The following is a 26,795-nucleotide window of genomic DNA, read 5'->3' as shown; positions in this document are numbered from 1 at the left end:
CATCAGTGCTGGCCTAGTGCTTGTACGCTTTCAACCAGATCGGCGAGTTGGGCAACAACTCGATCACCAATATCGGCATTATCTCCACCAAGTGCTTTATTGCGCATGAAGTCTTTCTTGATTTGTTGCCAACGCGCAGCTTCTTGTTCAGTAAGCCTACCTCTGATCTCGGCTAGTTTGAGTAAATTCTCTTCAGCCCCTGTCGTGAGTAATTGCGCTTCACCTAGGTAGTGATCATCTAATAAACGCTCAAGTTCTTCCTCATTCATAACGGATGAAACTTTTTCAGCTAATTTATTCATGTTGCGATAGCTACCTTGTAGGCGGAAGGCGGGTTCAGTTCGATATTTATCGGATTGCGCAGCACTCGCGATATATTGCTGATTTACTTTAAGCACGATATCCCGCAAGGTGATTAGATGCTTAATCACTGCAACGATCTCACTGATTTCTGCATCTGAATAAGGGTAGTTTAACGCATTGGTGGAGATTGATTTCCCCATAGCCTTATCTACGAGCAGGTAGAGATCATTCAGGTCACGTAAGGCAAGTGGAGCCAATACTGAATTTGAAGTTAAACTGTTTTCAATGTAGCTTAATGCAAAGGCATCATCCATGCCACCAAGGACTTCCCCTAAATTATAGATATCAGCTCGGTTTGCAAGCATGTCAGGTATGCGGAACACTTCACCGGATTCTGTATAGGGGTTACCCGCCATAACAACACAGAATTTTTTCCCGCGCATATCATATGTTTTGGTTTTTCCTTTCCAAACCCCTTCAATGCGTCTTGTGCCATCACACAAAGAAATAAATTTCTGTAAGAACTCTGGATGGGTATGCTGAATATCATCAACATACAGCATGACATTATTGCCCATTTCTAAGGCTAAATTGAGTTTTTCTAGCTCTTGTCTTGCGGTTGCATTGGGAGCTTGTTCAGGGTCGAGCGATAACACTTCATGACCTAATGCAGGGCCGTTAATTTTCATGAAAATTAGGCCTAGACGGTCAGCAACATACTCCATGAGCGTCGTTTTTCCGTAGCCCGGCGGGGAGATCATTAAAAGTAGGCCCATCAAGTCGGTACGTTTGCCCTCACCGAGAGCACCGATTTGTTTTGCCATATTGTCGCCGATAATGGGTAAATAGACATCATTAATGAGCTTATTGCGTACAAAAGAGCTTAACGGGCGTGCTTTGAATTCATGTAACTTCAAACGACGACGTTCATCAATAACAATGCGTTGGCGTAGGGCTTGGTACTCACGGAATGCCGGTATAAATTGCTTTCTCTGCTGACGCATGCGACTGAAATAGTTATCTAAGCTCAATGACAGCGTTTGGTTCTCAATCATTGGATGCTCGCCAAGCAAACCACTCACTTTGAAATAGAGATCCGCCTCACTATAACGTGCAGAAGCGACCTTATCTAAGATAATAATGGCGATTGCGCCAGGAATATAAGGCGTGAGATGGGCAAATTCTGAATTTGAGCATAACCCTTTTAACCAATTTTGAATCAAGGCCCAGCGCTGAGCATAGCGATCTGAAAGGTTCTGTTGTGAACGATTAAAATCGATCCACATATGTGCTTCTTCTAATCGACTCTGTAAGGCGACGACTAAGTCACGTGCATATTTACTGTAAACTAACTCGATAGGGGTGCGCGCTAAAGCAAAACTGAGATACTCTGCTGCCTGAGTTTGTTGATAGCTTTCACATGCGATAGGGTGTTCTTGTAGAAAGAGGCTAATATCAGCCTCAATTTCAGCTTGTAAATCCAGTAACGCATCATCATTGTGAAATAATTGCTGAATATTCATCGCTGTTCTGGCACGTTCTGGCCACAGTGCTGGGTAATCATGAGATTGCATTTTTTCCCAGAAAATCGCCGCAATTGCTCGCGATGTTGGGTTATAACGCAGTAAATCGGCACTTTCACCAACCGGAATTAACTTTTTCAAAATCGCTATAGCGTCATGATCATGAATTCCCTTTTCGTAACCTTCTTTATAGCGGGGAGCTGCGAAGTCACGGACAATTTTTTCTAGTTTCTCTGGTACAGATAACGCTGACTTGAGACTATTATAGTCGAGTCCATCTTGGCGTTTGCTTGCTGCATAGATAATTGAATAGGCAAGATATTCAGCTCTGTACACATTATCCGATTCAGATTCAAGCATTGCAGTCCAATAAGGCTGCAATTTGGATAACTGTGGATTATCTATCGGTTCTTGGAAATCTGTTCCTGTGAGATACAACCAAAGCTGGTTATCTTTAGGTAAAATGGTTAAATCAAGCTCTTGGGTATTAACGCTAAAGCGATGGCGAGGCCCTAATTTAATGACATTACCGCCATCTTCAAATATATCTGTTTTATCTCTCAGTGTACGAATTGCTTGGTCACGTGCGGCCTTCAATTTAGCATCAATATCGTCAGCCTTGACGTTATCGTTGATTTCTCTCAGTTTTTCAATGATTTCGCGGGTTTTTGCTGCTAATGGATCAGAAGCAAAAAAGGCATTGAGTTCATCTTGTGACTGCAAGCGTGAAGTACGACGCTGTAGACTTTCTAATAAACGCTCTGCTGCGGTTTGTAAATTTTGTGAACGGCGCTGGCGTTCATCCAGTAGCGTTTGCTTGTGTGATTCAAAGGTTTCTAACAACTCTTCGCGCTTAGAGAGAATATCATCGAGAAATTGATCATGATGACTGAATTGGCTTTCTAATTCCTCTAACTGCACTAATAATCGTGACAATTGGTCATCACAACGTTCAGGATCTGTAGAAAGAGAGAGCGCGTTGGTAATACCTTGGCTGAATAAGCGGAATTGTGCGCCGAATTGGGCGACCGTTTCAACACTGCTTTGGGATTTACGTTTTTGTTGTAAGCGAGCGCGAGACTGATTTAATTGAGCATAAATTTGTGAAATAGCATCAATAATATGGGTTTGCTGGGTCACATCGTCAAATTTTAGAGAGGCCATTAAGTTCGATAGCATATCCAAGTCGGCAGACATTTTTTCCATGCCATTCATTGGGATATCTAACTGAGCGCTATTTTGGGCGTTCTCCACCTGTTCTTCAAACGTAGCGAGTTGCGTTTTAAACGGTTGTAGCGCTTTGTCACTGGCTAGGAACGTCGCTGTCGATTGGGAAACATATTGTTGCGCTTCGGTGATTTCCTCTTCCATTTGTGCGAGCTTTGCTAAATCCATATAACGGAATTCGCGTAGAGAAATCAGATGACCACGCTGTGCACTCAGTGCATTTAACCCATCAACAAACTGTTGAATATCATCCCAGCTTTCAGGAAGGGTTAAAGAAATCAACGATTTTTGTCGACTAACCGCTTCGCTCATCGATTTTGCTGATTGCTGGCGGATACTCTCGACTTTTTCATACTCATCTAAGACCAATTCGCTAGTTTGCGTGATCTCTTTGAGTAATTTACCAATACCTAAACACGATTCGTCATTGAACCAATAATAGATATCCAGCAAGTTTTTGGGCTGCTGGCTCAGTTGTTCGTAACGGGTAACGGAAACTTGATTACCTTCAATTTCTTTGGCGATATGTAAGATTTCTGAAATACCGCGCACAAGGTCAGCATTACCAATGCGGCCAAAAAAGCCACTACGTGGAGGTTGTTGATCTGCAAATTCTTCGGAATAAAACGGTGTTTGCCAGACTTGCATAGGATGAACACGAGTGGCTTCATCTCCTTCACCTTCAAATAACACCATTTTTCCATCTTCAAGCATGGCATAACCATGCCCGATCAGCGGAATAGCCAGTTTTCGCTCAATCAAGTTGTAGTTAAATAAGGCAATGCGGCCTTGATTTGGTGAATAAAACACATAGAGAACATCTTCACCATTGGGGGAGCGACGTAAACGGCGAAAGCGCATGCCATCCATGGGTTGGTCAAAGGTTTTGTATTCACCATTTTGTAGATAATAGCCACCAGGGAAAATAATGCCGTGATCTTCAGGTAACTGCACACATGCTTGGCCAATAGCATCAATCCGTTGAACGGTTTGAGTGAGCGTGTTGTAAACGAGATAGCGCCAACTTTCTTCCCGATAAGGTAATATCTTTAATAAGATAAGGCTGCCAGTTTGAGCATATTCAATCTGCGCATCATCGAGGGATTGGTTTTTATCTAAAACCGCTTCTCGATAAATTCCGAGACCATCTTCCGTGTTATTTTCACACTTAATCGTGAGATCACCCCCGATAGTTTCGACGAAGACGGTATCTAAAATATTAATATGTGGAAATCGGCCATTTACCGTATTTTCACGCGTGGTTTTAACCCATTCGAAATCATAGGCTGGAGGTAGTGCGATATCACGTTCACCCCGGTTATCGATATAATCGATTTTGCTTTTATCACTGGAGATAGACCAGCGGAAGACCCTGACATCGGTGATACGATCGCCAATTTGGAAACTAGCTAACAGTTTTCCATCACGCTCGACGAGCTGTAGCAGTTGGGTATTTTTGTAGTAGGTATATAACTCGGTAAAGTCTTGGGTAAAGCGAGGATCACTCAGGAATGTCCCTTCATAAGGGGCTTCTTCAACATCAAATTCACCGTGGTTATCGATTAGCCGATACAGTGAAAACACATCTTCAATGTGGGTTTCTTTTTTGAGACCTAAGAAGACGTTATAACCAAACAGAAGCCATTCACCGACACGAACAATATCCCTTGCTTGGCAATTGTTTTCTGTGCGAATACGGATACGACCAATAATATCCATTTGGCTTTGGCCGAACTCTTGCAAACGACTGTCATTGAGCTGCACTGCTTTTTGATGAAGCTGTTGCCCTTGCTCGGTGAGGCGTTTGCGTAATATTTCATATGCGCCACCTTGTGCAACCGCGCTATCCAGTATTTCCTGCTCGTGATCTGTTTCCTGAATTGACATGTATCGCTGATTTCCTTGGCTATAACAAAAACACAAGACATATACAGGTGATACTTCAAGCCAATATAAGGTTGATGTATTTGTATTTAGTGGCCCAAGTCACTTAAATGTCTAAGTTCTTGGGCTACCTTTTACATCGACATCAACAACATGACTTGTTACCTAAAGGATATAGTATATGCCTTTGAATTATCATCTTAATTAGAGTTGATTATCGCTTTGGTTTTCAGGTTTTGCTGTGACAGTTTTTACCTGTTGACCTGCACCTTTTGCAGCCATAAACCCATTAATCAGATCTTGAACCTCTGGGTTTTTTAGCAAAGCGGCGATGTCGATTTTTTTATCGTCTTTACGGTTGATCAGCTTTTCGACACTCTCCTTCGCAAAACTGCTTTTATCCATAAAGCCATCAACGGCTTTGCCTAAGCTAAGTGCTTTAGAGAAGGTATTAAAGAAGCTACCATCTCCGCCAACAATTTCGATATTTGTCTTGGTTAAGGCTGCTGCCAGTACATCGGCTTGTTCGCGAGCAATTTCTTTATTTGCGGCAATTGAAGCCATAGATTGTTCAAACTCTTTCTCAAGACGCATACGGAATTCTTCGTGGGCGCGAGCTGTATCACTGAGGTGATCCATAGATTGGAACTTATCCGTCAAGCCATCAGCTTCTGCTTTTAGACGCTGACGAATGACTTCGGCTTGTGCAGCACCTAATTGGCCTTCACCGCGAGCTTGTGCGGCCAGTTTTTCTTCAAGTACTTTTGCATCCGCCAGACCTAATTTCTCTTTCGCATTCGCTTGTTGCTCTTCACCACGCGCTTGCGCTGTTAATTTCTCTTCAAGGATTTTCGCTTCAGCAAAGCCCTGTTGTTGCTCTGCTAGCGCCATCGCCTCCCTCACTTGCGCTTCTGTTAAGCCTTTTTCTTTTAAGCCTCTCGCTTCGGCAAGGAGTTTTTCTGCTGTGATGTTAGCTTGTACTAACCCTTCTTTTTCTTCCGCTTCTGCCGCCGCTTGACGTACTCGTGCTTCGGCTAAGCCTAATGCTGCATGTTCTGCTTCAATCCCTTCTGCTAAGCGTTTTTTGGCTTCTGCTTGTTTTGCTGAGGCTTCAAGCTCGGCTTGAGCCATGGTACTGATCTCTTCAGCTTTGTGTTTAGCACTTGCCTCGTCGGCTTCGGCTTTCTTCACTTGACGTACTAAGGATTCTTCCGCTTCTGCTTGAGCGTTAATGACAGTGACTTGTCTTAAACGATCAGCTTCTGAAATTTCACGAACTTCTTTAATACGCTCTTCTTCTTGAGCAACACTTTTTTCTACCACCACACGTTCGCGAATGACATTAGAAATATTCTTGCGTTCTTCTTCTAATGCTTTTTCTTTTTCAATGCGTTGTAGTTCAACTTCACGTTCGCGAGCAACAATTTCGAGGTCACGAGCGCGTTTGACTCGCTCTTCTTCGATAGTGACAGCACGGGTACGGTTTTGTTGAGCAACTTCAACTTCACGCATACGGTTTTCTTCACGGATTTCAATTTCTTGTTGAGTTTGAATCCGTGCTTGTTCTGCTTTTAAGCGTTCTTCTTCTTGTACACGTAATGTTTCAGCTTGTTCACGCGCTCGAATATTTTCAATTTCACGTTTTTGACGGGCTTCTGCATCGGCTTGTTGACGCTCAAGTGCTAAGCTAGCTTCGCGGGTTTCCACATTTTTCTTTTGAATTGCCAGTTCTTGGTCACGTTCTTTCTGGTTCGTTTCAATATTATGGATTGCGGTAATTTCAGTGATTTTGCGAATACCTTCGGAATCGAAAATATTATTTGGATCGAGCGCTGCTTTTGGTGTTTGCTCTAAATAGTCGATGGCAACGTCTTCAAGCGCATAGCCATTGAGATCTTTACCGATAACATCAACAATACGATCACGGAAGTTTTGTCTATCTTCAAAAAGTTTAGACAGCTCAAACTGCTTACCAACCGTTTTGAGTGCTTCTGAGAATTTAGCACTAAATAAGGTGCTTACGGCTTGATGGTCAGAAGCACGGTCAACACCAATCGCCTTAGCGACTTTAAGTACATCTTCCGTTGTTTCATTTACGCGTAAATAAAAGGCAACGGTAATATCAGCACGTAAATTATCTTGGCAAATCAAGCCATCTTTCCCACGGCGATCCACTTCTAAAGTTAAGAGAGATATTCTCATAAACTCTTTTTTGTAGATAACGGGGTAAACTAAAGCACCAGTAAAGTGAACTTTTGGCTGTGACGACATGTCGTTAACAATCAGCGCTGTTCCTTGTGGAACTTTGATATAGAAGGCTTTAAATAGCCCAAAAAATCCAAGTATGACTACGATGATGCCCCCGACAATGGTCAAAAAGGGCATTAGTTCAGCCAATTCCATATTTTCTCTCCATGGGTTTCGATAATGTCGTCGTTAACTAATTACAGTATTGTTGATTATTAGCGGCGGAATTCTTCTTCAGTCACCACATCATAAGTGTGTGACTCAGCGTCATAGCGAATAATGACAACGCGGTCACCGCGCTTTATGTTTTCAGTTGAAGCGGCGCGAATTTGTAAGATCAAACCGGCACCACCATCTTCTAAAATAGCCTCTCCTCGATGCTCAGTTACATCACCGGAACGTACTGTTGCAAGCTTGCCTATTAATTGGCTTACGCTTTTTGGGGAAGAGGATTTAGCTAATTTTTCACGTAATGGTTTTAGACATAAGGCAGTAAGATGAATTGAAATAAAGGCCGTGACCAATAACACGACGAAACCCACGAGGTAGCGTAGCAGGGTAATATCAATAAATCGGATAAACCAATGAACACTAAAATAGCTCAGTAGCCAACCAAATAGTGTAAATAGAGTGAGAATAATGGTGACAGGAATGCCTGCTAGCCCTAATTTTGTCAGCCATCCTGCAAAGCCTGTGGCATCAAAACCTCCGCTATCTACCGATGTATCGACATTAAATAAATCAATATCTAACAACCCAAAAGCAGCACAAACCCAATAAAACATGACAATAATCAGTAACCCGCTAAAAAGAACAGCGGGGAAGGCCAGACAGTTTTGTAGAAACAAACTCATAGTTGTTCTCGCTATAATATTTAGAGTTGTAACTTGGTGATGACTATAACCTTTAATTTGATCATATTAGATTTAATGATTATCAATATAGGACTAGTCTTTATTATCTGGCTGATTTTTATGAGTTATTCATGAAATATTTTCAATTTCATTAATGACTGATAAAAACAGGCTAGATAAAGGTTATTTTGCCATTAATTGTTAATAAAAGATAATGAATCATAACAGCAATGTGTAAGATTATATTATAATTTATTGAAGCGGTAAGATTAAAAGAGTCTGAAAAATTAATTAATACAATAATGTTATTTTTTTGATTATATTTTTTCTAGCGATAAACAATGAAATGATTATTAAAAGGAAAAAAGTGAGATTAGCGGTGTGCTATGGACTCAAAAAACCAGTAAGCCGATCCATTTTCATGGTTAACTAGACGTTCGCCAATTCACATCAAGCATTGCTATTTTTACCTACAATTTGCCAATAGACCGATGGCGATCTTTCACTTAATTCGTATTATGAAAATAGTTCACCTATACGCCGCTATCAGTAGGTCATCACTGGGTCAGATTTACTTGATATCTCTGACATCTTCTATCGGAGTATCGTTGATAAAATAGCGATAAATGGCTGAACGATGAAAAAACGCCTCGTTCAGCCAAAATATCACTAACATCGGTATAGCTCTGAGATATTGAATCATCGTTACGTATACACCAAAAGGTGATAGAGGGCGCAAAATACTTCCATTTGAAATCATTCAGTGACATGGTTATTCTCCTCAGTAATGAGCAATAACGTCACATTAATGCACTTTTGCAATAAACTCCGTTGATCCCTAAATCTTAAAGTGACAATCTTAATTCCTTCACTTTTACAAATGATGCTTCGGTTTGCACTTTAACAACTGACATCGAATTATATTGTTCATAGTTGTATGGTTGTATACTTATGCTAAAGATATTATTTAGCGTTTTATAATCCGACAATAATCCAAATAGATAGACTTGAAAGTTGACTTCAATATTAAAAAAGCCAATCACATCATTTTTAAATTCATTTAGTTCGCTAATTTCAGGATCTCCAAAGAAAACTTCAGGTGTTGACATGATGTCTTCTATAGTATGAACACAGTCTTTCAGGACACTTATTTGTAACAATATACCATTAATGACATTAGATGAATCAAGTTGCATTTTAGATAATGCTTCACGAGAACTCGATATGTCATTCATATTTATAAAATTGGATATTGATTTAAGTTCGTTAATCCAATTTTGGATTTGAGCTGATGAAAGCTCAATAATTTTTTCACATATAAGCATTGAGTTATTAATTGAGACAATTATTTTTTGGGCATAGAAGGGCAAATTCCATTGTGCATTATTGTACTTGCCTATTATACCTAGATAATTAAACATTAGGCTTTTATAACTTAAAATGTTCATATTTTTCACCATATGATTGAGTTAATTTTACTTCATGTTATTAACTTCCACTGCTATTTTCAGGGCTTACTTTTAATTAACATTAATTAAATCATAAGTATACTTTGTAGGGTTAATGACATATTCAATACCACTCATTTGTGATTTAATTATATCAGTATCTTTTAAGACGATCTTAACTTGGTTATTCGCACTTGATAAGAATAACTCTCTAACCTTATCACCACTGATAATCCCCATATTTAGATCATTAATAAGGCTCTCTATATCATTAGAGAGAAAACCCCATGCATTTGACATATCAAGTGAAGATTGAGCTGCTTGTGATATACACACTGCCAGTTGTGCATTTCCAGCTGAACATGCTTGAGCGACTCTAACCTCATTTTTCAAATTAGCATCCTCAACTAATAAGATCTCTTTTAATTTAAGGTCACCCTTAAGTTTTAATGTGGCACCTGTAATACCAGCAACACCCGTTGCTATTGCCACTCCCCCACCTATCACCATGGTAATTGTTGCGCCTCCGGTAAAAAAGGAACTTGCAATCCCGACAACAATCGATATAAGCCCTCCCACAATACTTATCGCACCAAGTGTTATACCTACCTCATCAACAGCTATTTGTGTTTGTATATCGATTAATTTATTTCTATTTTGAGCTAGCGCACCGTTATCACCCAGTATAGCGGCGTTTAATTTATCAACAACACTATAGAAGCTCGATACACTATTATCTAACTTATGACTAAATTGTGACAAAAGCGTGCTAGTGATATGCGCCTCACTTGCATATGTTTTTGATTGATCTCTAATCGCACTTAAAATATTTAGCCAATCAGAAATACTTGTTCCCGCTGGAACTTGGGTTGCTATTGAATTATGCATGGTATAGTAAGCACTAATGCTAGAAATATTACTAATTATCATTGGTTGTATAGTATCAAGATAATAATTTGAATTTTCTTTTGCTATGCCTAATGCAGAATTGACATCTTGCTGTAAGTTAATTAATGATGGATTATTAGTGAAATTAACAAATGGCTGTTGCAGAACGGATCGGCAACTACTTTGTACAATCAAGTCAGAGCTGGATTGTTTTTTATTTGCATTATTGATGACTAAAGGTGATTGACTAAAGTTCATGATATACCTCATTGATTAAATGTGATGCTTTATTTCATATGATTTAATTAATCAGATGAAACAGAAAGCTTATTTAAATAATATCGGAGTTATCTTTTACCATTATAATCACAGTCACTAATCAATTGATATTTGAAAATATCTGATAAGTGATGTTCTGTATTTAAAGATTAAAAGGACTGGTTTATCTGATAACCGATAAGTTCTGCTAAGGCCACTAATAATTTTAATGAGCCCTAGCAATAATAAACATATAGTTCATATTTAATTTAATCATGAATTATAATTATTTTTTTGTGATGAAGTTGGCAAAAAACTTAACAATCATTTATTCATGGTTATTTTGCTTTATTTATAATTCAAAATGAGTAAGAGACGGTCGTGTGTTCTAATCAAACAATTAATAAAATAGTGATGTAGTTAGTCATGTTTTATTGTTTAATCGTTAGGGCATTTTAAATGGTTGTTCCCTCATATGTGGATGATAACGCCTCTTTTTTATTAATATAACGGACTATTATCAATTTATTAAATGGCGATGACTTATGGCGTTATTTGATTATTTAAGCTAAATTTCGCCTGATTAAAAATGAGGCTATATTATAATTAACTGTATGTTTAAGTTATTCATAGGGATTAACGTCAACGAACTCAATCATTAATTTAAATTTAGTTATTGGGATTAACACGAAAAAAACCAATAAAAACAGTATGTAACATTAATGTTTGAGGTTTAATTAAAAACCAATACATCATTTTTAACGGTGACAATAATCAATTGATAAAAAAGATGAGATTGCCATTAATGAATATTTAATCAATCTATCTATTAATCAATCTATCTATTGATAGATTTGGAATATTTGTCTAGGCGCTGTTAAAAATAACAAGGCCAAATGTGAATGGGTGAACCTCTTTTTGAACATTAAAATGGGGTGTTTTACGGTATTTTGGTTCCCGATCTCGCTATTTAAAAAACTGAAACAACGAAAAGAGACACGATGTATTTAGCGCTGCTTCAGTTTTTTTAGTATAAGAAAAATAGGCTATTTTTGAATATCATTAATCGCGTAAGTTTAAACAAGCAGCGCCTCTTGCTCCCCCTGAATCGCCATATCGCGCCTTTTCAATCGCAGGCAGATTAGCGATGCCATATAAGTATTGTGGAAGTACATCGGGTAATAACTGATAAATACCATCAAATTGAGATAAGCCACCACCAATCACGACTAAATCAGGATCAAGAACCGTTAATACTTGGCCTAAAAACATACCTAATAGATCAATATAACGTTCAACATGCTGTTTAGCGGCAACATCACCTTGCTGATAAAGCTGAATGATTTCGATGGCTGATTTTTTTTCACCAGTAAAAGAAGCATAAATTCGCTCAAAACCTGGGCCGGACAAATAGGTTTCAAAGCAAGCCTTCTTTCCACAACCACAAGTTATTTCAGGAACACTATCACCGAGGCGTCGAGCGCCTTGCAGTGAAATATTCATATGACCAATTTCACCTGCAATACCATTTTTTCCTGAAAGTACTTTACCTTGCGTAACGAAACCACCACCAACACCGGTGCCTAATATTAGGCCGAGTACGGTAGGATAACGAGTGAAATCGGGGGCCCAAGCTTCTGAAAGTGCAAAGCAATTAGCATCATTTTCGACTTTGACTGGGCGCTGTAAGGTATTCGCTAAGTCCTGTATCAAAGGTTGGTACTGCGCTGCGGGAACGTTAGTGGTAAACACCGTTCCTTTGGCATGATTCACAATACCTGGCACGCCGACGCCTATTTTTCCATGACAAGCAAATTTTGCATCGGCCTCTTCAGTAAGACTTTGGAAGACATGTAAAAGAGCTTGATAATCTTCTTTAGGTGTCGGCACACGTTTTTGCCAAATAGGGTTGAGTGACTCATCAAACACAGCAAGTTCAATTTTAGTACCGCCCATATCAAAGCCGTAATACATTTTGTTATCCCTTTGTGGTTAATTCATCATTAATACTACTGTATCTATTTGATAAATAATAAATGAATAGTGTGTGTTTGCCTAATTATACAAAAGTTCTTGATAGGGGGAATTAGCGTTTTGATCTTTATTTTTTACGGGGATTGAAATGCTAGGTGCGATGGATATGCTCATTTCTCTACGGTGAATGTGGAAGAGGCATGTTCGAATCCACCGTTTTCTCGCTTACCTATCAATGATGTTCTTCTTGTATGGACATACGTCATCACCAATAAGCCAAAAAGAACGATTTCTCTCGATTGAACTTTATTTGTTGTTAGCTGAATAACTTCATATTCTCCGTCGGTAACCCTATTAAGCAACTCACTGCTGCATTAACAGGATAAATACTCAATATGCAAAATAAAGAAGACGGTTTATCTGTGGCTATTTTCTAACGAAAACAAGTAATTGATTCGTTGATGCGTTTTCTTTTTCACAAAAAGGTTGCATCATCATTTTAAATTTAATATTGTTATATTATAACATAACAAATGGTGTATTAAGATGAAAGACGGTATCCATCCACAATATCGAACTGTTGTATTTCACGACACAAGTGCTGATGCCTATTTTAAAGTAGGTTCGACGATTAAAACGGAAAAAATCATTGAATTTGAAGGGGAAACCTATCCTTATGTCACGCTGGATGTCTCTTCACAATCACATCCGTTTTATACAGGTAAACAAAAAATGATTTCACAAGAAGGGAAAACGGCACAGTTCCAAAAACGTTTTGCTCGCTTCTTGTCAAAAGAGGAAAAATAATCATGAAGGTGTTGAGTTCATTAAAAACGGCGAAACAGCGCCATCCTGATTGTCAAATCGTACGCCGACGTGGCCGTGTCTATGTTATTTGTAAAACCAACCCACGTTTTAAAGCTGTCCAAGGTTGTAAGAAAAAACGCTGATTTGCCTTAAATGCCAGGGATGTTCACAACGGAATAAATCATCAATACGTTAATAAATTGGCGTAAAAGTCGATGGGAAATTTGAATAATGTGTTTATGGAAGAACAGTGAGTGGCTATTGAACTTGCTTCCGTTTTCCTGAACCATCGCGCAGTCCTGTGCCGCGATGGTTATTTTTTATCGATTAAAGGGGCTATATTGACTCTATCGTTGCAGTTTTCAAACTTGATTGGGCTGATATTCTTAGTAATATCATACTGATAAGACCCGCCGCTAATAAAATGATCAACAGCATATGCATGGACTGTACGCCAATCCAACCCATAATCCAGATATAAAGAGAAGCAAAGCTCAGTTGTGAAATACCGAGAATAGAACTGGCGATACCCGCTTTCCTTGAATAGGGTGAGAGCGCTTGGCTCATAATAATGCCAAATAACATTGAAAAGCCTACACCGCAAAAACCAAACACAACAAATAGCAGCGCAATATGTTCAATGCCTGATAAGTAGGACAGCAAAATCAGCGCATTGACTAAAAATAAACTGAGGGCAGTATAAATAAGTGATTGGCTCTTAAATAAAGAAATCAGCTTTGGCATGGAAAATGATGTTGCCATGCTCAGCATCGCCAGTAGTGTCATTGCCGTAGAAAATTGCCCCGTTGTAAAGCCTAAGTTACCCATCAAAATGATTGGGGAGACATTAACATAGGTTAAAATCACCGCAATACCGAAACAGGAAATGATCAAGCGAGTCAAAAAGAAGCTATTAAGAAAACGTTCCTCTGCGGCGGAGGTTGCTAGCGTGTCATTGTGCTGATTTTTATTGATGACCGGTTTGGTTTCTTTAATACCGATAAGGCAAAACAAAATACTGACGACCGCGTAGGCAGCCATAAAGTAAAACATCACTGACCAGTGGTAAAAGAGTAAAATGGCAAAACCGATAACAGGGGCAAGTACTGGCGCAATGCAAGTAATCCCATTCATCATCGCGAGTACCTTAGTACGTACTCTTGCCGATAATACATCGCGTAATATGGCGAAGGTGACTACATAGCAGAATCCCGCCCCAATTCCCTGTAAAAAACGAGCAATCAAAAAGAAATTAGCGGTAGTGGATGTGCCAGCCATGATGGATGAGGCCGCAAATATCATGGCACCCACCAGAACAACAGGTTTACGCCCAATATGATCGGCGCACCAGCCAGCAATTAACATTGTTGATGCCATCCCCGCGAGATAAATAGAGAAGGCCATATGCAACTGGCTTTCAGTTGCTTGTAGGTCTGCGGCGATGAGCGGAATACCTGTTAGATGCAGGTCGACACCTAAAGGATAAATTAACACTATCCAGAAACTAAAAAGAACATATTTGATCATAGGGCAAAGAGTATCCTGAGAAAAGCAGGTGGGGATTTTAATCAAAAGTGATCATTCATGATATTAATTAATAACAAAAAAGCATTTTTTATTGTTGTTTTGGAAAGAAAAGGCGACTCAATAGCCGGTTTTTTCGGTAGCAGGCGGGCATATGGATAACGATTTAGAGCCAGTAAAGTAGAAGGTAAGTCAAATATTGAGTTTAGTGAGTCGTTCTAAGCCTGGCCGTATGGCAAGTATATTAGCGATATTACTAATCTTCTTATTATTAGTGAATAATTTCACTTGCACACTGGTTCATATTTTGTCAGCTTTAATGTACCTAATGAATTTCTAATTTCTGTGAATAAAGAAAGAAGGGATACAGGGGATCTCGAAATTTATTTGGGTAAAAATGTTTAAATGGACAGGGTGAACACAATGAAAAATGTAGGATTTGTCGGCTGGCGGGGCATGGTCGGTTCAGTTTTAATGCAAAGAATGGTAGAAGAAGGTGATTTTAACGCAATTCATCCTGTATTTTTTACCACTTCTCAGCATGGTGCAGAAGCTCCAGCGTATGGCGGTCATCGCGGTACACTACAAGATGCCAATGATATTGATGCATTAAAAGCGTTAGATATCATTATTAGTTGTCAAGGCGGTGATTATACCAATGATATCTATCCTAAATTGCGCGCGGCAGGTTGGGATGGCTATTGGATTGATGCTGCTTCAGCATTACGTATGAAAGATGATGCGATCATCATTCTTGATCCGGTCAACCAACAACATATCCAAGACGGTTTGAATAAAGGGATCAAAACCTTTGTTGGCGGTAACTGTACCGTCAGTCTAATGCTCATGTCATTAGGCGGCTTATTTACTCATAATTTAGTTGAATGGGCTTCTGTAGCAACTTATCAAGCCGCGTCAGGTGCTGGTGCACGTAACATGCGCGAATTATTGATACAAATGGGCGCTTTGCATACTCAAGTTGCTAAAGAGCTACAAGACCCAGCATCCGCTATCTTAGATATCGAGAAAAAAGTGACAGACTTTACACGCAGCGGCGCGATGCCAGCCGATGCGTTTGGGGTACCTTTAGCCGGTAGTTTGATCCCATGGATTGATAAAGCACTCGAAAATGGCCAAAGCCGCGAAGAATGGAAAGGCCAAGCAGAAACCAATAAAATTTTGGCGACAGGTAACAATATTATTCCTGTTGATGGGCTTTGTGTTCGTGTTGGTGCACTGCGTTGCCATAGCCAAGCATTCACACTAAAACTCAAAAAAGATATTGCACTTAATGAGATTGAGCAGCTACTGGCATCGCATAATGAGTGGGTCAAAGTCGTCCCTAATGATCGTGAAATCACTATGCGTGAACTTACTCCAGCGGCGGTAACAGGTACATTAAGTACACCTGTTGGTCGTCTTCGTAAATTGAATATGGGGCCTGAATACCTGTCAGCCTTCACTGTTGGTGACCAACTATTGTGGGGAGCAGCAGAGCCACTGCGTCGTATGTTAAATATTTTGCTGTAAATGCATTCAATTATCGCTGCACCTGAAACCTCAGCGTTGAGGTGCAGCTAGCTTATCTTTTCCGCAGATAATTTATTTAAATAGCGGTGTAACAACACCACTCTATTTGAATTTTCGTTGCGTTGTAATCGCTGCATAATGCGTTCGATATTGTATGGGGTTATTTTGTCGTGTTGTAGACGAAATACTAATACATTTAATGCGCGTTTTTTCGATGGATTATGTGAAAACTGCTTATATAGCATTAATAAAACTAACCAAATGCCATGTCTTATTTCGAAAAATTCAAGGGTCGACTTAAAGGGAAACTCACTTTTTTTGGCGAGTGCTAATCCATTTAATAAACGGTGCATTATTCGAGTCGTTGACGGCTTATTACCCTGAGCAAGTTGTAAAATACCCTGCTTAAATTGCCGATGTGCGAGCCTGAGTAGGTGCTGGTATCGTTTTTGCGGATTAGTAGGGTAGATCCACATAAACGCCGCCATAGCAACCAGAGGGCCGCAAACAATGGCTATTGCATTCCCGATACTTGTTGGTAACGAGAGGGAAAATGGGTAGCTTGGTTGCAGTAAAATCAAGGACACCATGATGTAGTCAAAAGCGATAAAAATCAGTCGACTGTGAGCAAAAACTAAAATACCGCTAACGATAACAGGGATAATGAATAAGGCCATCTGCCACGATGAATTTGCAAAGGGCCATAGGAACCAAGTACAGATTAATGCCGCAACAGCACCTAAAAATTGCCCCATAAAGACATTTTTCATAAACCTATCAGGGTAATCGAATGAGGCAAATATGGTTAACATCACGGAGAGCCCTAGAGTGAGATAAGCGAGTGTTTGCCATTGCGTGAGTGACCAAAGTACCCCAACCACTCCAATGGTGATAAATGAACGCGTGAAGGCATGCCATGCCGATATTTTGTCTTGATGTAGTTTTAACTTATCGATGCGGCTAACTCTTTTGATGGATGTGCCTTTAATGGCGTAATAAAGCGTGATTAAAAGACTTTTTAATGGACCGTTAGGGCAAAGGAACAGTAAATGTTTCCATTCTTTTTCTGAAGGCTCATGTTCAGGAAAAGGGAATGCTGCAATGGATCTAAATTGGGCGAGATGAAGTAATATTTGGCTTTGTGCTATTAATCGTTGTCGAGCCTGAACCACCTGTTTTCGATGGTAACGCCAACCAATACGATTTGCTTCAAGCAACTCATCATAACTGGCAATTTGTTGCCATAACGTGTCAATATCCTCTTGTTTAACCGACTCTTTTTTATTTAATGCATGATGCAAAACGGCATAAAATCGTTGGTCAATTTGATTTTTTAGCACGGTTGCTGGTGCTTGATCTCGCTTAGGGGTAAACAGGTAATTAAAAATAACGGCAGATAGCACACCGACCAGGATTGTCCAAAATCTATCCCATGCGACCATAAAAATATTATTGGTATCATGTACGCTAAGCATACTCACCATGACGGCTGAATAGCCTGCAAGTAGCGTACCATAGGCAACGAATCCTTTTTGTAATTGGCCAATGCCACTACATGCGCCTAACCAGACGGCAAGCCCAAGGATAAACAAGAGGGGATGAAGCATATGCAGATAAATAAGCAATACGCCCGCGAGTACACCACTGACGGTGCCAGCAAAACGCCACCAACTCTTTTCGAGTAGGTTTTCACGCCAAGGTTGCGCCGATGCCCATACTGTCATTGCCGCCCACTGCGGATGAACGAGCTGAAAATATTGTGCGATAAATAGCGCAATAATGGAGGCACAAGCCGTAATTGTGGCAAAACGTAAACGATCTGGGCTAAACCCTAAACGCTGCAATAAGGCATTATTATGTGACATAAAGTATTGAATATGAGTAATATCTGCGTGTGAATAATAAGATTAGTTGATAATATCAACTAAATGGATAGCGAATTATCAACTAAATAGTTGATAAAATCAACTAATGAGGTGTTTATGCGTACAGACCAAGCTCGTGTTTTTGGGATCATCAGTCGTGCGGCTCACCGTTATATGAAATGGATGGGGGAGCCTTATGGGCTTAATGCCATCGAGTGTTTGATGTTACTTCATATTCAACAATATGATGAATCTACGCTTGAGCAAATATCGCGAGCGATGGTGATTGATAAGTCAGTCACCACGCGAGGGATCAGCAAGTTTCTCGAACAAAAGTGGGTGGAAAAGAAAAATAGTGATGTTGATAAACGTGCGTATCATATTTCGTTGACCCTTTTGGGAAACAAAGTGGTCGATGAGTTAAATCACAAATTAAACAAATGGAATGATTACTTGGCGGCTGATTTAACCGAGCAAAATGCACAACAGTTATTTGGTTTTTTAGACAGCCTAGCGAAGAATGCCGTAGAAATGACAGTTAAAGATTTTCCCGAACGATTCGGTGAAGATTAAGCACAATCACTCCCCCATGGCATCACAGGGAGTGATTTATGCTTATTGTGGAGAGGATAACTCAGATGGTAATGTTTTCAAATTCAATAGATTACGATTTCCATCGATCATATTGATCTCTTTTTGTGGTTGGTAGCAATGGCGTAAGGGAGATAAACAGGCTTTCGCCGCTTTTTGTTGTATGCCTAACCAATCACTCATTAGCCAATAATTATTCGCTGTTGAGTATGGTTGATGTAGAACCTGCTCATTTAATTCAGGCCTAGTGGCATTGGGGCTGTACCATATAAATAGCGGAATTTCATAAGCTTCTCTACGCGGGCTATTGACGCCATGGTGATAGTGTATTTGATTATCACTATCTAACCGTTGTAAAGCGTGGTCAGAAAAATACATCACCGAAGCTGATTTTCCTTCCAGCTGCTGTAGAATTTTATCGATAAATTTATCGGTATAGGCGATAGAGCTGTCATAACAATTATCATCCTCTTGCTCACTGAATGCCTGATATTCTTCTTCAGGGAAGCGGTTACAGGATGGCTCATGGCTACCATAGGTGTGTAGTACTATCAGTTTTTTCTTTTTAGAATCATCCAGCTCAGTGTTTATCGCGTGCTCAACATAATCCAAAATTTCTTCATCGTAACCGACGAATTCATTCCATTTTTTGTGTTTTGCCATACTGGCAATGGAAGAAATGACACTGGTTTTTTTATTTGTCTTACCTTGATTACTAATCCAATAGGTTTCAAAACCAGCATGGTTAGCTAAGGCAATAATGTTATCTGCATAATGTTGCTTATCCTGCATTTGCGAAAAACTGATATTAGAAAGCGATACAGGAACCGATAAGATGGTGACTGGTGCAGGGGAGTAGGCTTGTTGAAACACTAACATTTGTTGTTTACGTCGATTGAGGTTCGGCGTGGTGTCGTATTCATAACCATAAAGGCTAAGGTGGTCACGACGTACTGATTCACCAATGATGAGCACATAAATATCGGCATCAGGTTGTTTTTTATCATATTGATATTTAACGACATGGCTAGATATTTTTCTAATACCTCGATTTTCATAGAGATTCCTAATCAGTGCCGAGGCGTTATAAAAAGGCGTATGGGAGAGGTATTGCTCCCCTAACAGTAGGTAGCTATCTTGTTTTGCGAATAATGCAGAATAATAGGCGGGAACTGCCGCAAGATAGACGCAGAATAGGCCAAAACTAGCTAAAGTGACCTTACGATTAAGGTATTTAGCACACTTATGAATACTGAGAAAATAAACAGTAAACACAACAAGATAAAACAGTACGTAGTATTTATTGTAGGAAAGCATACCGACTGTTTCACTGCTATTTGTATTGATAAAGGTTTCGGCTATTGATGAGGAAAAGCGGATGTCATGTTTTTGGTAAAAGAAAAAAGAAACCGAGAGATTGAGCGCCCATAAAAAGGCAACAAACACGGTGGCAATTTTACCCACTAGCGTTTTATAGCTCCCTGCGCACAGTAACATAATTAGGGTGCCAGTTACCGTAATAGCTAGCTTGGAAAGTAAACTAATATCACCACTCAATAATGCAGGGATAGCGGAGATCAGTAAAAAATAAACTAAAATGATAAATAAACGCATAATAATAATAGTGTTCTAGATACCTTGCTTAATAAAAATTCCAATAGGTATTACTTTTAGTTAATTAGGTATGTGTTAAGCGTTTATAACATAAAAAATGCGTGTGTAATTAATATTGAGGGGGTAAAAAACTGTAAACTAGCGTTATGTTAAGTCATAAAAAAAGAAAACCCCATGTTTTTACACGAGGTTTTCTGTTTTATAACATTTTTTATCGGCGGTAATTAAATATCAATATTCGCCGCTTTCAGAGCATTCTCTTCGATAAAGGCACGGCGTGGCTCAACAGCATCGCCCATTAATGTGGTAAACAGCAAGTCAGTGGCAATCGCATCTTTTACGGTCACACGCATCATACGGCGTGTATTTGGATCCATGGTTGTTTCCCACAGTTGCTCTGGGTTCATCTCACCAAGACCTTTATAGCGCTGTACAGAAAGTCCACGGCGTGATTCACGACTCAACCATGCTAATGCTTCTTCAAAGTTGTTGATATTCTGACGACGTTCGCCACGCTCGATGTAAGCGCCTTCTTCTACTAAATCGGCGATCATATCACCTAAATGCGTGATACGACGGTACTCACTGCCATGAACAAAGTCAAAGTCCAGATTATAGTCGGTATCGACACCGTGGGTGCGAATACGAATAGTCGGTTCAAACAACTGGCGTTCACGGTTTTCTTTAATGAAATAGCTATAAGTACTACCAAGCTGTTCATTTTCTTCTAAACGTTGAACTAATGTTTTCGCCCACTCTTCAACTTGTTCTTTGTTTTTCAGCGCATCTTCTGTCAATGTTGAGTGATATACCAAACTATTCAGCAGAGCTTGTGGATAGAGGCGTTCAAGGCGGCGGATAATTTTATGCGCGGCATTGTATTCAACCACCAGTTTTTCTAGCTCTTCACCCTTCATTGCCGGTGCATCAGCACTTAAATGTAGAGCAGCACCATCAAGCGCAATCGAAATCAGGTACTCATCCATCGCTTCATCGTCTTTGATATACTGCTCTTGTTTGCCTTTCTTCACTTTATACAGTGGTGGCTGAGCGATATAAACATGACCGCGTTCAACAATTTCAGGCATTTGACGATAGAAGAAGGTTAATAACAGGGTACGTATGTGTGAACCATCAACGTCAGCATCCGTCATAATGATGATGCTGTGATAGCGTAGTTTATCTGGGTTGTATTCGTCACGACCAATACCACAACCTAATGCAGTGATTAGCGTAGCCACTTCTTGTGAAGACAACATCTTATCAAAACGCGCTTTTTCGACGTTCAGAATTTTACCTTTCAGAGGTAAAATCGCTTGGTTCTTACGGTTACGGCCTTGTTTTGCAGAGCCGCCCGCTGAGTCCCCTTCCACAAGGTAAAGTTCAGAAAGTGCAGGGTCACGTTCTTGGCAGTCTGCCAATTTACCCGGTAAACCCGCTAAATCTAATGCGCCTTTACGGCGAGTCATTTCACGTGCTTTACGAGCAGCTTCGCGAGCACGGGCCGCATCAATGATTTTACCCACAACGATTTTGGCATCATTTGGATTTTCCAAAAGATATTCGACAAAACGTTCGTTCATCATCGTTTCAACAGCGGTTTTAACTTCTGAAGAGACGAGTTTTTCTTTTGTTTGTGATGAGAACTTAGGATCAGGCACTTTTACAGAGATAACCGCGATCAAACCTTCACGAGCATCATCACCCGTTGCACTGACTTTGGCTTTTTTCTGATAGCCTTCTTTATCCATATAGTTGTTCAGCGTACGTGTCATTGAAGCACGGAAGCCTGCAAGGTGAGTACCACCATCACGCTGAGGAATGTTGTTGGTGTAGCAATAAACATTCTCTTGGAAACCATCATTCCACTGCATGGCAATTTCAACACCAATGCCGTCTTTTTCAGTCGAGAAATAAAATACGGATGGGTGAATAGGGGTTTTGTTGCGGCTTAAATATTCAACAAAAGCTTTGATACCGCCTTCATAGTGGAAATGATCTTCTTTGCCATCACGTTTATCAATGAGTTTGATTGATACACCTGAGTTTAAGAATGATAGCTCACGCAGACGTTTCGCTAAAACATCGTATTCAAATTCAGTGACACCTTTAAAGGTATCCATACTTGGCCAGAAACGGACACGTGTTCCGGTTTGCTCCGTTTCACCAACCACGGTTAATGGGCCTTGTGGCTCACCATGGCTATAGGTTTGTTCGTGAACTTTACCATCACGGCGGATAGTCAGCTCTAATTTTTCGGATAAGGCGTTAACAACAGAAACCCCAACCCCGTGCAGACCGCCGGAGACTTTATAGGAGTTATCGTCAAATTTCCCGCCTGCATGCAGAACTGTCATGATAACTTCTGCTGCTGATACTCCCTCTTCCTCATGGATACCTGTTGGAATACCACGACCATCATCTTGAACAGAGACAGAGTTATCAGCATGGATTGTGATCACGATGTCGTCACAAAAGCCGGCGAGGGCTTCGTCGATAGCGTTGTCGACAACCTCGAAGACCATGTGATGAAGACCTGTACCATCGTCGGTATCACCGATATACATGCCTGGGCGCTTACGCACGGCATCCAGCCCTTTTAATACCTTGATACTTGAGGAGTCATATGTATTCGACATCAACGTTTCCCGCTATATTTATTCCTGTGGTTTAACTTCTATTTTGCCACGTTCTACGCTAAACATCTTGCTATTTACATCAATCATGTCTTTAACTTGCTCAGGTGTTATTGCGCTAACAAATACCTGAGCTTGCGTAGCCTTGAGTCGAGCCGCTAATAATTGACGACGGCCCGAATCAAGTTCCGAGGCAAAATCATCCAGTAGATACAGGCATCTTTGCCCGTTCTGTCGGGTGAAAAACTCACCCTGCGCTAACCTTAATGCGCACATTAAAAGTTTTAACTGACCGCGTGAAAGCATATCTTCCACAGGGGTTCCATTTGCCCTGATCCGTAAATCTGCTTTATGTGGCCCTGACGCGGTATAGGTTAACGCTTTATCGCGCTCAAATTGGCGCTCTAATAGCTCTGAATAATCGGTTTCTTTATCCCAACCGCGTTGAAAAGAGACCGATAAAACAAATTCAGGCAAAAACTGTTGGCAAGTTTGCTCAATATTCTCCGCAATACCTGCAATATATTCATCCCGCCATCGGCTAATTTGCTCTGCAAGGGGAGCTAACTGCTTATCCCAATGGCGTATTTGTTCATAATGGCTAACTTGCCGTAAAGCGGCATTACGTTGTTTTAATAACCGTTTTAAGTCTGACCAAACGGAAAAAAACAAGGGTTCATTATGAAAACACCCCCAATCGATAAAGGCTCGCCGATACTTAGGTCCACCATTTAGCAACGTAAACCCTTCAGGGGTAATTAATTGCATTGGCAGCAGTTTTGCTAGCTCTGCAATTTTATGACCATCTGTCCCGTCAATTCTGACTTTGCTGTCACCTTCACGATTTTTACTTAAACCGAGTGACAGTTCTTTGCGTGATTCATCAAGATGGCCTAATTTCCCATGTAGGATAAATTGCGCTTGTTCATGACGAATGACGCGGTTCGCTTGAATACTGCGAAATGCACGACCATGGCCTAACGTGTATATCGCTTCCAGTACACTGGTTTTACCGCTGCCATTAGGACCGATTAAAAAATTGAATCCATTAGCTAAAGTGAGATCGGCATCTTCAATATTACGAAAATCGCGGATCAATAAACGCGAAAGTATCATAAAAATAATTACAAGCGCATTGGCATGACGACATAAACCGCTGCGTTGCTGGCGGAGTCTTCAATTTGAACACTCGACACGGCATCGGTTAAAAACAGAGTGACATTTTCACTTTTCAGCGCATTGAGGACATCTAAGATGTAGCTCACGTTAAAACCGATTTCCATTTCTGTGCCTTGATAGCTCACATCAACAATCTCTTCCGCTTCTTCCTGCTCAGGGTTGTTCGCGGTAATGCGAAGTTGATTTTCACTGAAATACAAACGAACACCACGGAACTTTTCATTGGATAGAATCGCTGCACGTGAGAACGCTTGTTTGAGTAAATCACAGCGAGCTTCTAATGTTTTGTCTGGGTTTTTCGGCAGTACACGGCGATAATCAGGGAACCGGCCATCAACGAGTTTTGACGTGAAAATAAAGTCACCGACATGCGCGCGAATATTATTGCTACCAATCTGTAATTGTACCGGAGAATCGCCGCCATCTAACAGGCGCATTAATTCAATCACCCCTTTACGCGGCACAATGACTGAATGAGAAGGTAAGTCTTGTCCGATATCCATGGCACAGACGGCAAGGCGGTGACCGTCGGTAGAAACGGTTCTTAAAAGTTGACCTTCTGTTTCAAATAGCATGCCGTTGAGGTAATAACGAACATCTTGGTGTGCCATTGAAAACTGGGTTGCTTCAATTAAGCGCTTAAGGATTGACTGTGGAAGTGAAAACTCAACTTCACTTTGCCAATCATCTAAATTTGGGAAATCGGTCGCCGGTAAGGTTGACAGTGAAAAACGGCTACGTCCAGAGCGAACGAGCAATCTGTCGTCATCAAGTTCGACTCGAATTTCAGAACCTTCAGGTAGCCCACGCCAGATATCAAAAAACTTGCGTGCTGGAACGGTTGTTGCTCCAACGTCATGTTCCTGTGTTAAAGGAACATTGGCCATCATCTCCATTTCTAAGTCGGTTCCCGTCAATAGCAAAGCACCTTCTTTAACTTGTAAGAGAAGGTTGCCCAAAATAGGTAGCGTTGGACGCCCGCCTAATGGACCACTAACCTGTTGTAACGGTTTTAATAACTGCTCGCGTTCAATAGTAAATTTCATAGCAATTAAGATGATAAAGTTCTGATTAAATTAGAAAAATCCTCTTTGATGTCATGGCTTTCTTCCCGTAATTGTTCAATTTTACGGCAAGCATGCAATACCGTTGTATGATCACGGCCACCAAAGGCATCCCCGATTTCAGGCAAACTATGATTCGTCAGTTCTTTCGCCAGTGCCATTGCCATCTGACGCGGGCGAGCGACAGAACGGGAACGGCGTTTAGAAAGTAAATCTGCAACCTTTATTTTGTAATATTCAGCGACAGTTTTCTGAATGTTATCAATAGTTACCAGTTTTTCTTGTAGTGCTAGTAAATCTCGCAGCGCTTCACGTACAAAATCGATGGTGATGGCGCGGCCTGTAAAGTTTGCATTTGCAATAACACGGTTTAGCGCCCCTTCCAACTCACGAACGTTGGAACGTAAGCGTTTTGCGATAAAAAAGGCCACTTCTCCTGGAAGTTGGATCTCATTCTCATCGGCTTTTTTCATCAAAATCGCGACTCGAGTTTCTAGCTCTGGTGGCTCAATGGCGACAGTTAGCCCCCAGCCAAAACGCGATTTTAAACGATCTTCGACCCCGTTGATTTCTTTAGGGTAGCGATCGGAAGTTAAAATAATTTGTTGATTACCTTCTAGTAATGCGTTGAAGGTATGGAAAAATTCTTCCTGAGAACGCTCTTTGTTCGCAAAAAATTGGATGTCATCGATAAGCAATGCATCGACAGAACGGTAATAGCGTTTGAACTCTTCAATCGCATTGTTTTGTAAAGCTTTGACCATATCTTGAACAAAACGTTCAGAATGCATATACACCACGCGCGCATTTGCTTTGTGTTGCATGATGCTATTACCAACGGCGTGTAATAAGTGCGTTTTACCTAAACCCGTTCCCCCATAAAGAAATAAAGGGTTATAGGCTCCGCCGGGATTTTCAGCTACTTGCCTCGCAGCAGCGCGAGCGAGTTGGTTTGATTTACCCTCAACAAAGTTATCAAATGTGTGTTTTGGATTCACATTTGAGCGATAGGCGACATCAGGCTGTGCTTTGGTTGAGTTGTCCCAACTTGGTTTCACAGGTGCCGATGGAATGGCAATCGCAGGCACTTCATGAGCATGGCGAGATTGCGTACTCGCTGGAGGAGTCGTTATTGGTTTGCTCCCCACTTCAAAACGTAGTACTGGTGCATCAGTACCACAAAAGTCATTCAATAATTCATTGATATTATTGATGTACTTATCTCTTACCCAATCAAGGACAAAACGATTCGGGGCATAAAGTGCCAGTGTATTATCGTTTAATTCAGCTTGAAGAGGGCGTATCCACATACTGAATTCTGTGGCAGGTAGTTCATCCTGCAATCGGGCAAGACATTGCTGCCAAAGCGAAAGTGACAC

17 protein-coding genes are annotated in these 26,795 nt (G+C 40.5%); 4 read left to right on the top strand and 13 right to left on the bottom strand.

The window, feature by feature from the left end:
* Positions 1–2: 2 nt before the first annotated feature.
* From P2E05_RS00085 to nagK, 6 genes are all read right to left on the bottom strand, one after another.
* Positions 3–4,940, bottom strand: a complete 4,938-nt coding sequence (locus tag P2E05_RS00085; RefSeq protein ID WP_272657978.1) for a DNA repair ATPase — start codon at positions 4,938–4,940, stop codon at positions 3–5.
* A 201-nt stretch (positions 4,941–5,141) separates the two neighbouring features.
* Entirely contained in the window at positions 5,142–7,340 is a 2,199-nt protein-coding gene (locus P2E05_RS00080) for a hypothetical protein (protein ID WP_154622058.1), read from the bottom strand.
* 59 nt (positions 7,341–7,399) lie between these two features.
* Entirely contained in the window at positions 7,400–8,038 is a 639-nt protein-coding gene (locus P2E05_RS00075) for an OB-fold-containig protein (RefSeq protein WP_154622059.1), read from the bottom strand.
* 845 nt (positions 8,039–8,883) lie between these two features.
* On the bottom strand, positions 8,884–9,486 hold the full coding sequence (locus P2E05_RS00070) for a hypothetical protein (RefSeq protein ID WP_272657976.1): 603 nt from the start codon (positions 9,484–9,486) through the stop codon (positions 8,884–8,886).
* Between the two features lie 72 nt (positions 9,487–9,558).
* Positions 9,559–10,632 (bottom strand): HBL/NHE enterotoxin family protein, encoded by a 1,074-nt coding sequence (locus tag P2E05_RS00065; RefSeq protein ID WP_230085790.1) that lies wholly within the window; start codon positions 10,630–10,632, stop codon positions 9,559–9,561.
* A 1,062-nt stretch (positions 10,633–11,694) separates the two neighbouring features.
* Positions 11,695–12,606 (bottom strand): N-acetylglucosamine kinase, encoded by a 912-nt coding sequence (gene nagK / locus P2E05_RS00060; RefSeq protein ID WP_154623491.1) that lies wholly within the window; start codon positions 12,604–12,606, stop codon positions 11,695–11,697.
* A gap of 546 nt (positions 12,607–13,152) precedes the next feature.
* On the opposite strand from nagK, the gene P2E05_RS00055 reads away from it, so the two are divergent.
* Positions 13,153–13,413 carry a type B 50S ribosomal protein L31 gene (locus tag P2E05_RS00055; RefSeq protein ID WP_163860447.1) on the top strand — a complete coding sequence of 87 codons (261 nt, stop codon included), beginning with the start codon at positions 13,153–13,155 and terminating at the stop codon, positions 13,411–13,413.
* A gap of 2 nt (positions 13,414–13,415) precedes the next feature.
* Positions 13,416–13,556: a type B 50S ribosomal protein L36 gene (gene ykgO, locus P2E05_RS00050; RefSeq protein WP_154623493.1), complete on the top strand. Its 141-nt coding sequence runs from the start codon at positions 13,416–13,418 to the stop codon at positions 13,554–13,556.
* Positions 13,557–13,749: 193 nt separating this feature from the next.
* Here the strand turns inward: ykgO and P2E05_RS00045 are convergent, their stop codons facing one another.
* Positions 13,750–14,940 (bottom strand): MdtL family multidrug efflux MFS transporter, encoded by a 1,191-nt coding sequence (locus P2E05_RS00045; protein WP_154623494.1) that lies wholly within the window; start codon positions 14,938–14,940, stop codon positions 13,750–13,752.
* A gap of 420 nt (positions 14,941–15,360) precedes the next feature.
* Here P2E05_RS00045 and asd point away from each other — a divergent pair, with 420 nt between their 5' ends.
* Complete coding sequence (asd, locus tag P2E05_RS00040; RefSeq protein ID WP_154623495.1) at positions 15,361–16,467, top strand: aspartate-semialdehyde dehydrogenase; 1,107 nt, start codon at positions 15,361–15,363, stop codon at positions 16,465–16,467.
* A 47-nt stretch (positions 16,468–16,514) separates the two neighbouring features.
* Here asd and P2E05_RS00035 read toward each other — a convergent pair whose 3' ends face one another.
* A complete protein-coding gene (locus P2E05_RS00035) occupies positions 16,515–18,332 on the bottom strand; it encodes an FUSC family protein (RefSeq protein WP_154623496.1) in 1,818 nt (605 codons plus the stop codon).
* Between the two features lie 117 nt (positions 18,333–18,449).
* Between P2E05_RS00035 and P2E05_RS00030 the strand changes: the two genes are divergently transcribed.
* Entirely contained in the window at positions 18,450–18,905 is a 456-nt protein-coding gene (locus P2E05_RS00030; RefSeq protein WP_154623497.1) for a MarR family winged helix-turn-helix transcriptional regulator, read from the top strand.
* A gap of 42 nt (positions 18,906–18,947) precedes the next feature.
* Here the strand turns inward: P2E05_RS00030 and P2E05_RS00025 are convergent, their stop codons facing one another.
* From P2E05_RS00025 to dnaA, 5 genes are all read right to left on the bottom strand, one after another.
* Positions 18,948–20,537 (bottom strand): phosphoethanolamine transferase, encoded by a 1,590-nt coding sequence (locus tag P2E05_RS00025; protein WP_154623498.1) that lies wholly within the window; start codon positions 20,535–20,537, stop codon positions 18,948–18,950.
* 224 nt (positions 20,538–20,761) lie between these two features.
* Positions 20,762–23,176, bottom strand: a complete 2,415-nt coding sequence (gene gyrB / locus P2E05_RS00020; protein WP_154623499.1) for a DNA topoisomerase (ATP-hydrolyzing) subunit B — start codon at positions 23,174–23,176, stop codon at positions 20,762–20,764.
* A gap of 18 nt (positions 23,177–23,194) precedes the next feature.
* The gene (gene recF, locus P2E05_RS00015) at positions 23,195–24,289 is read right to left on the bottom strand and encodes a DNA replication/repair protein RecF (protein WP_163860444.1); all 1,095 of its coding nucleotides are present in this window, start codon (positions 24,287–24,289) and stop codon (positions 23,195–23,197) included.
* An 8-nt stretch (positions 24,290–24,297) separates the two neighbouring features.
* Complete coding sequence (gene dnaN / locus P2E05_RS00010; protein ID WP_154623501.1) at positions 24,298–25,398, bottom strand: DNA polymerase III subunit beta; 1,101 nt, start codon at positions 25,396–25,398, stop codon at positions 24,298–24,300.
* Between the two features lie 5 nt (positions 25,399–25,403).
* Positions 25,404–26,795: a chromosomal replication initiator protein DnaA gene (gene dnaA, locus P2E05_RS00005; protein WP_163860443.1), complete on the bottom strand. Its 1,392-nt coding sequence runs from the start codon at positions 26,793–26,795 to the stop codon at positions 25,404–25,406.

The sequence above is a fragment of the Providencia stuartii genome (assembly GCF_029277985.1).
Lineage (GTDB): Bacteria > Pseudomonadota > Gammaproteobacteria > Enterobacterales > Enterobacteriaceae > Providencia > Providencia zhejiangensis.
This window is presented reverse-complemented; position numbering and strand designations above follow the sequence as displayed.

Coding starts and splice junctions, on each gene's coding strand:
- P2E05_RS00085 (WP_272657978.1), bottom strand. CDS start 4,940: ATGTCAATTCAGGAAACAGATCACGAGCAGGAAATACTGGATAGCGCG.
- P2E05_RS00080 (WP_154622058.1), bottom strand. CDS start 7,340: ATGGAATTGGCTGAACTAATGCCCTTTTTGACCATTGTCGGGGGCATC.
- P2E05_RS00075 (WP_154622059.1), bottom strand. CDS start 8,038: ATGAGTTTGTTTCTACAAAACTGTCTGGCCTTCCCCGCTGTTCTTTTT.
- P2E05_RS00070 (WP_272657976.1), bottom strand. CDS start 9,486: ATGAACATTTTAAGTTATAAAAGCCTAATGTTTAATTATCTAGGTATA.
- P2E05_RS00065 (WP_230085790.1), bottom strand. CDS start 10,632: ATGAACTTTAGTCAATCACCTTTAGTCATCAATAATGCAAATAAAAAA.
- nagK (WP_154623491.1), bottom strand. CDS start 12,606: ATGTATTACGGCTTTGATATGGGCGGTACTAAAATTGAACTTGCTGTG.
- P2E05_RS00055 (WP_163860447.1), top strand. CDS start 13,153: ATGAAAGACGGTATCCATCCACAATATCGAACTGTTGTATTTCACGAC.
- ykgO (WP_154623493.1), top strand. CDS start 13,416: ATGAAGGTGTTGAGTTCATTAAAAACGGCGAAACAGCGCCATCCTGAT.
- P2E05_RS00045 (WP_154623494.1), bottom strand. CDS start 14,940: ATGATCAAATATGTTCTTTTTAGTTTCTGGATAGTGTTAATTTATCCT.
- asd (WP_154623495.1), top strand. CDS start 15,361: ATGAAAAATGTAGGATTTGTCGGCTGGCGGGGCATGGTCGGTTCAGTT.
- P2E05_RS00035 (WP_154623496.1), bottom strand. CDS start 18,332: ATGTCACATAATAATGCCTTATTGCAGCGTTTAGGGTTTAGCCCAGAT.
- P2E05_RS00030 (WP_154623497.1), top strand. CDS start 18,450: ATGCGTACAGACCAAGCTCGTGTTTTTGGGATCATCAGTCGTGCGGCT.
- P2E05_RS00025 (WP_154623498.1), bottom strand. CDS start 20,537: ATGCGTTTATTTATCATTTTAGTTTATTTTTTACTGATCTCCGCTATC.
- gyrB (WP_154623499.1), bottom strand. CDS start 23,176: ATGTCGAATACATATGACTCCTCAAGTATCAAGGTATTAAAAGGGCTG.
- recF (WP_163860444.1), bottom strand. CDS start 24,289: ATGATACTTTCGCGTTTATTGATCCGCGATTTTCGTAATATTGAAGAT.
- dnaN (WP_154623501.1), bottom strand. CDS start 25,398: ATGAAATTTACTATTGAACGCGAGCAGTTATTAAAACCGTTACAACAG.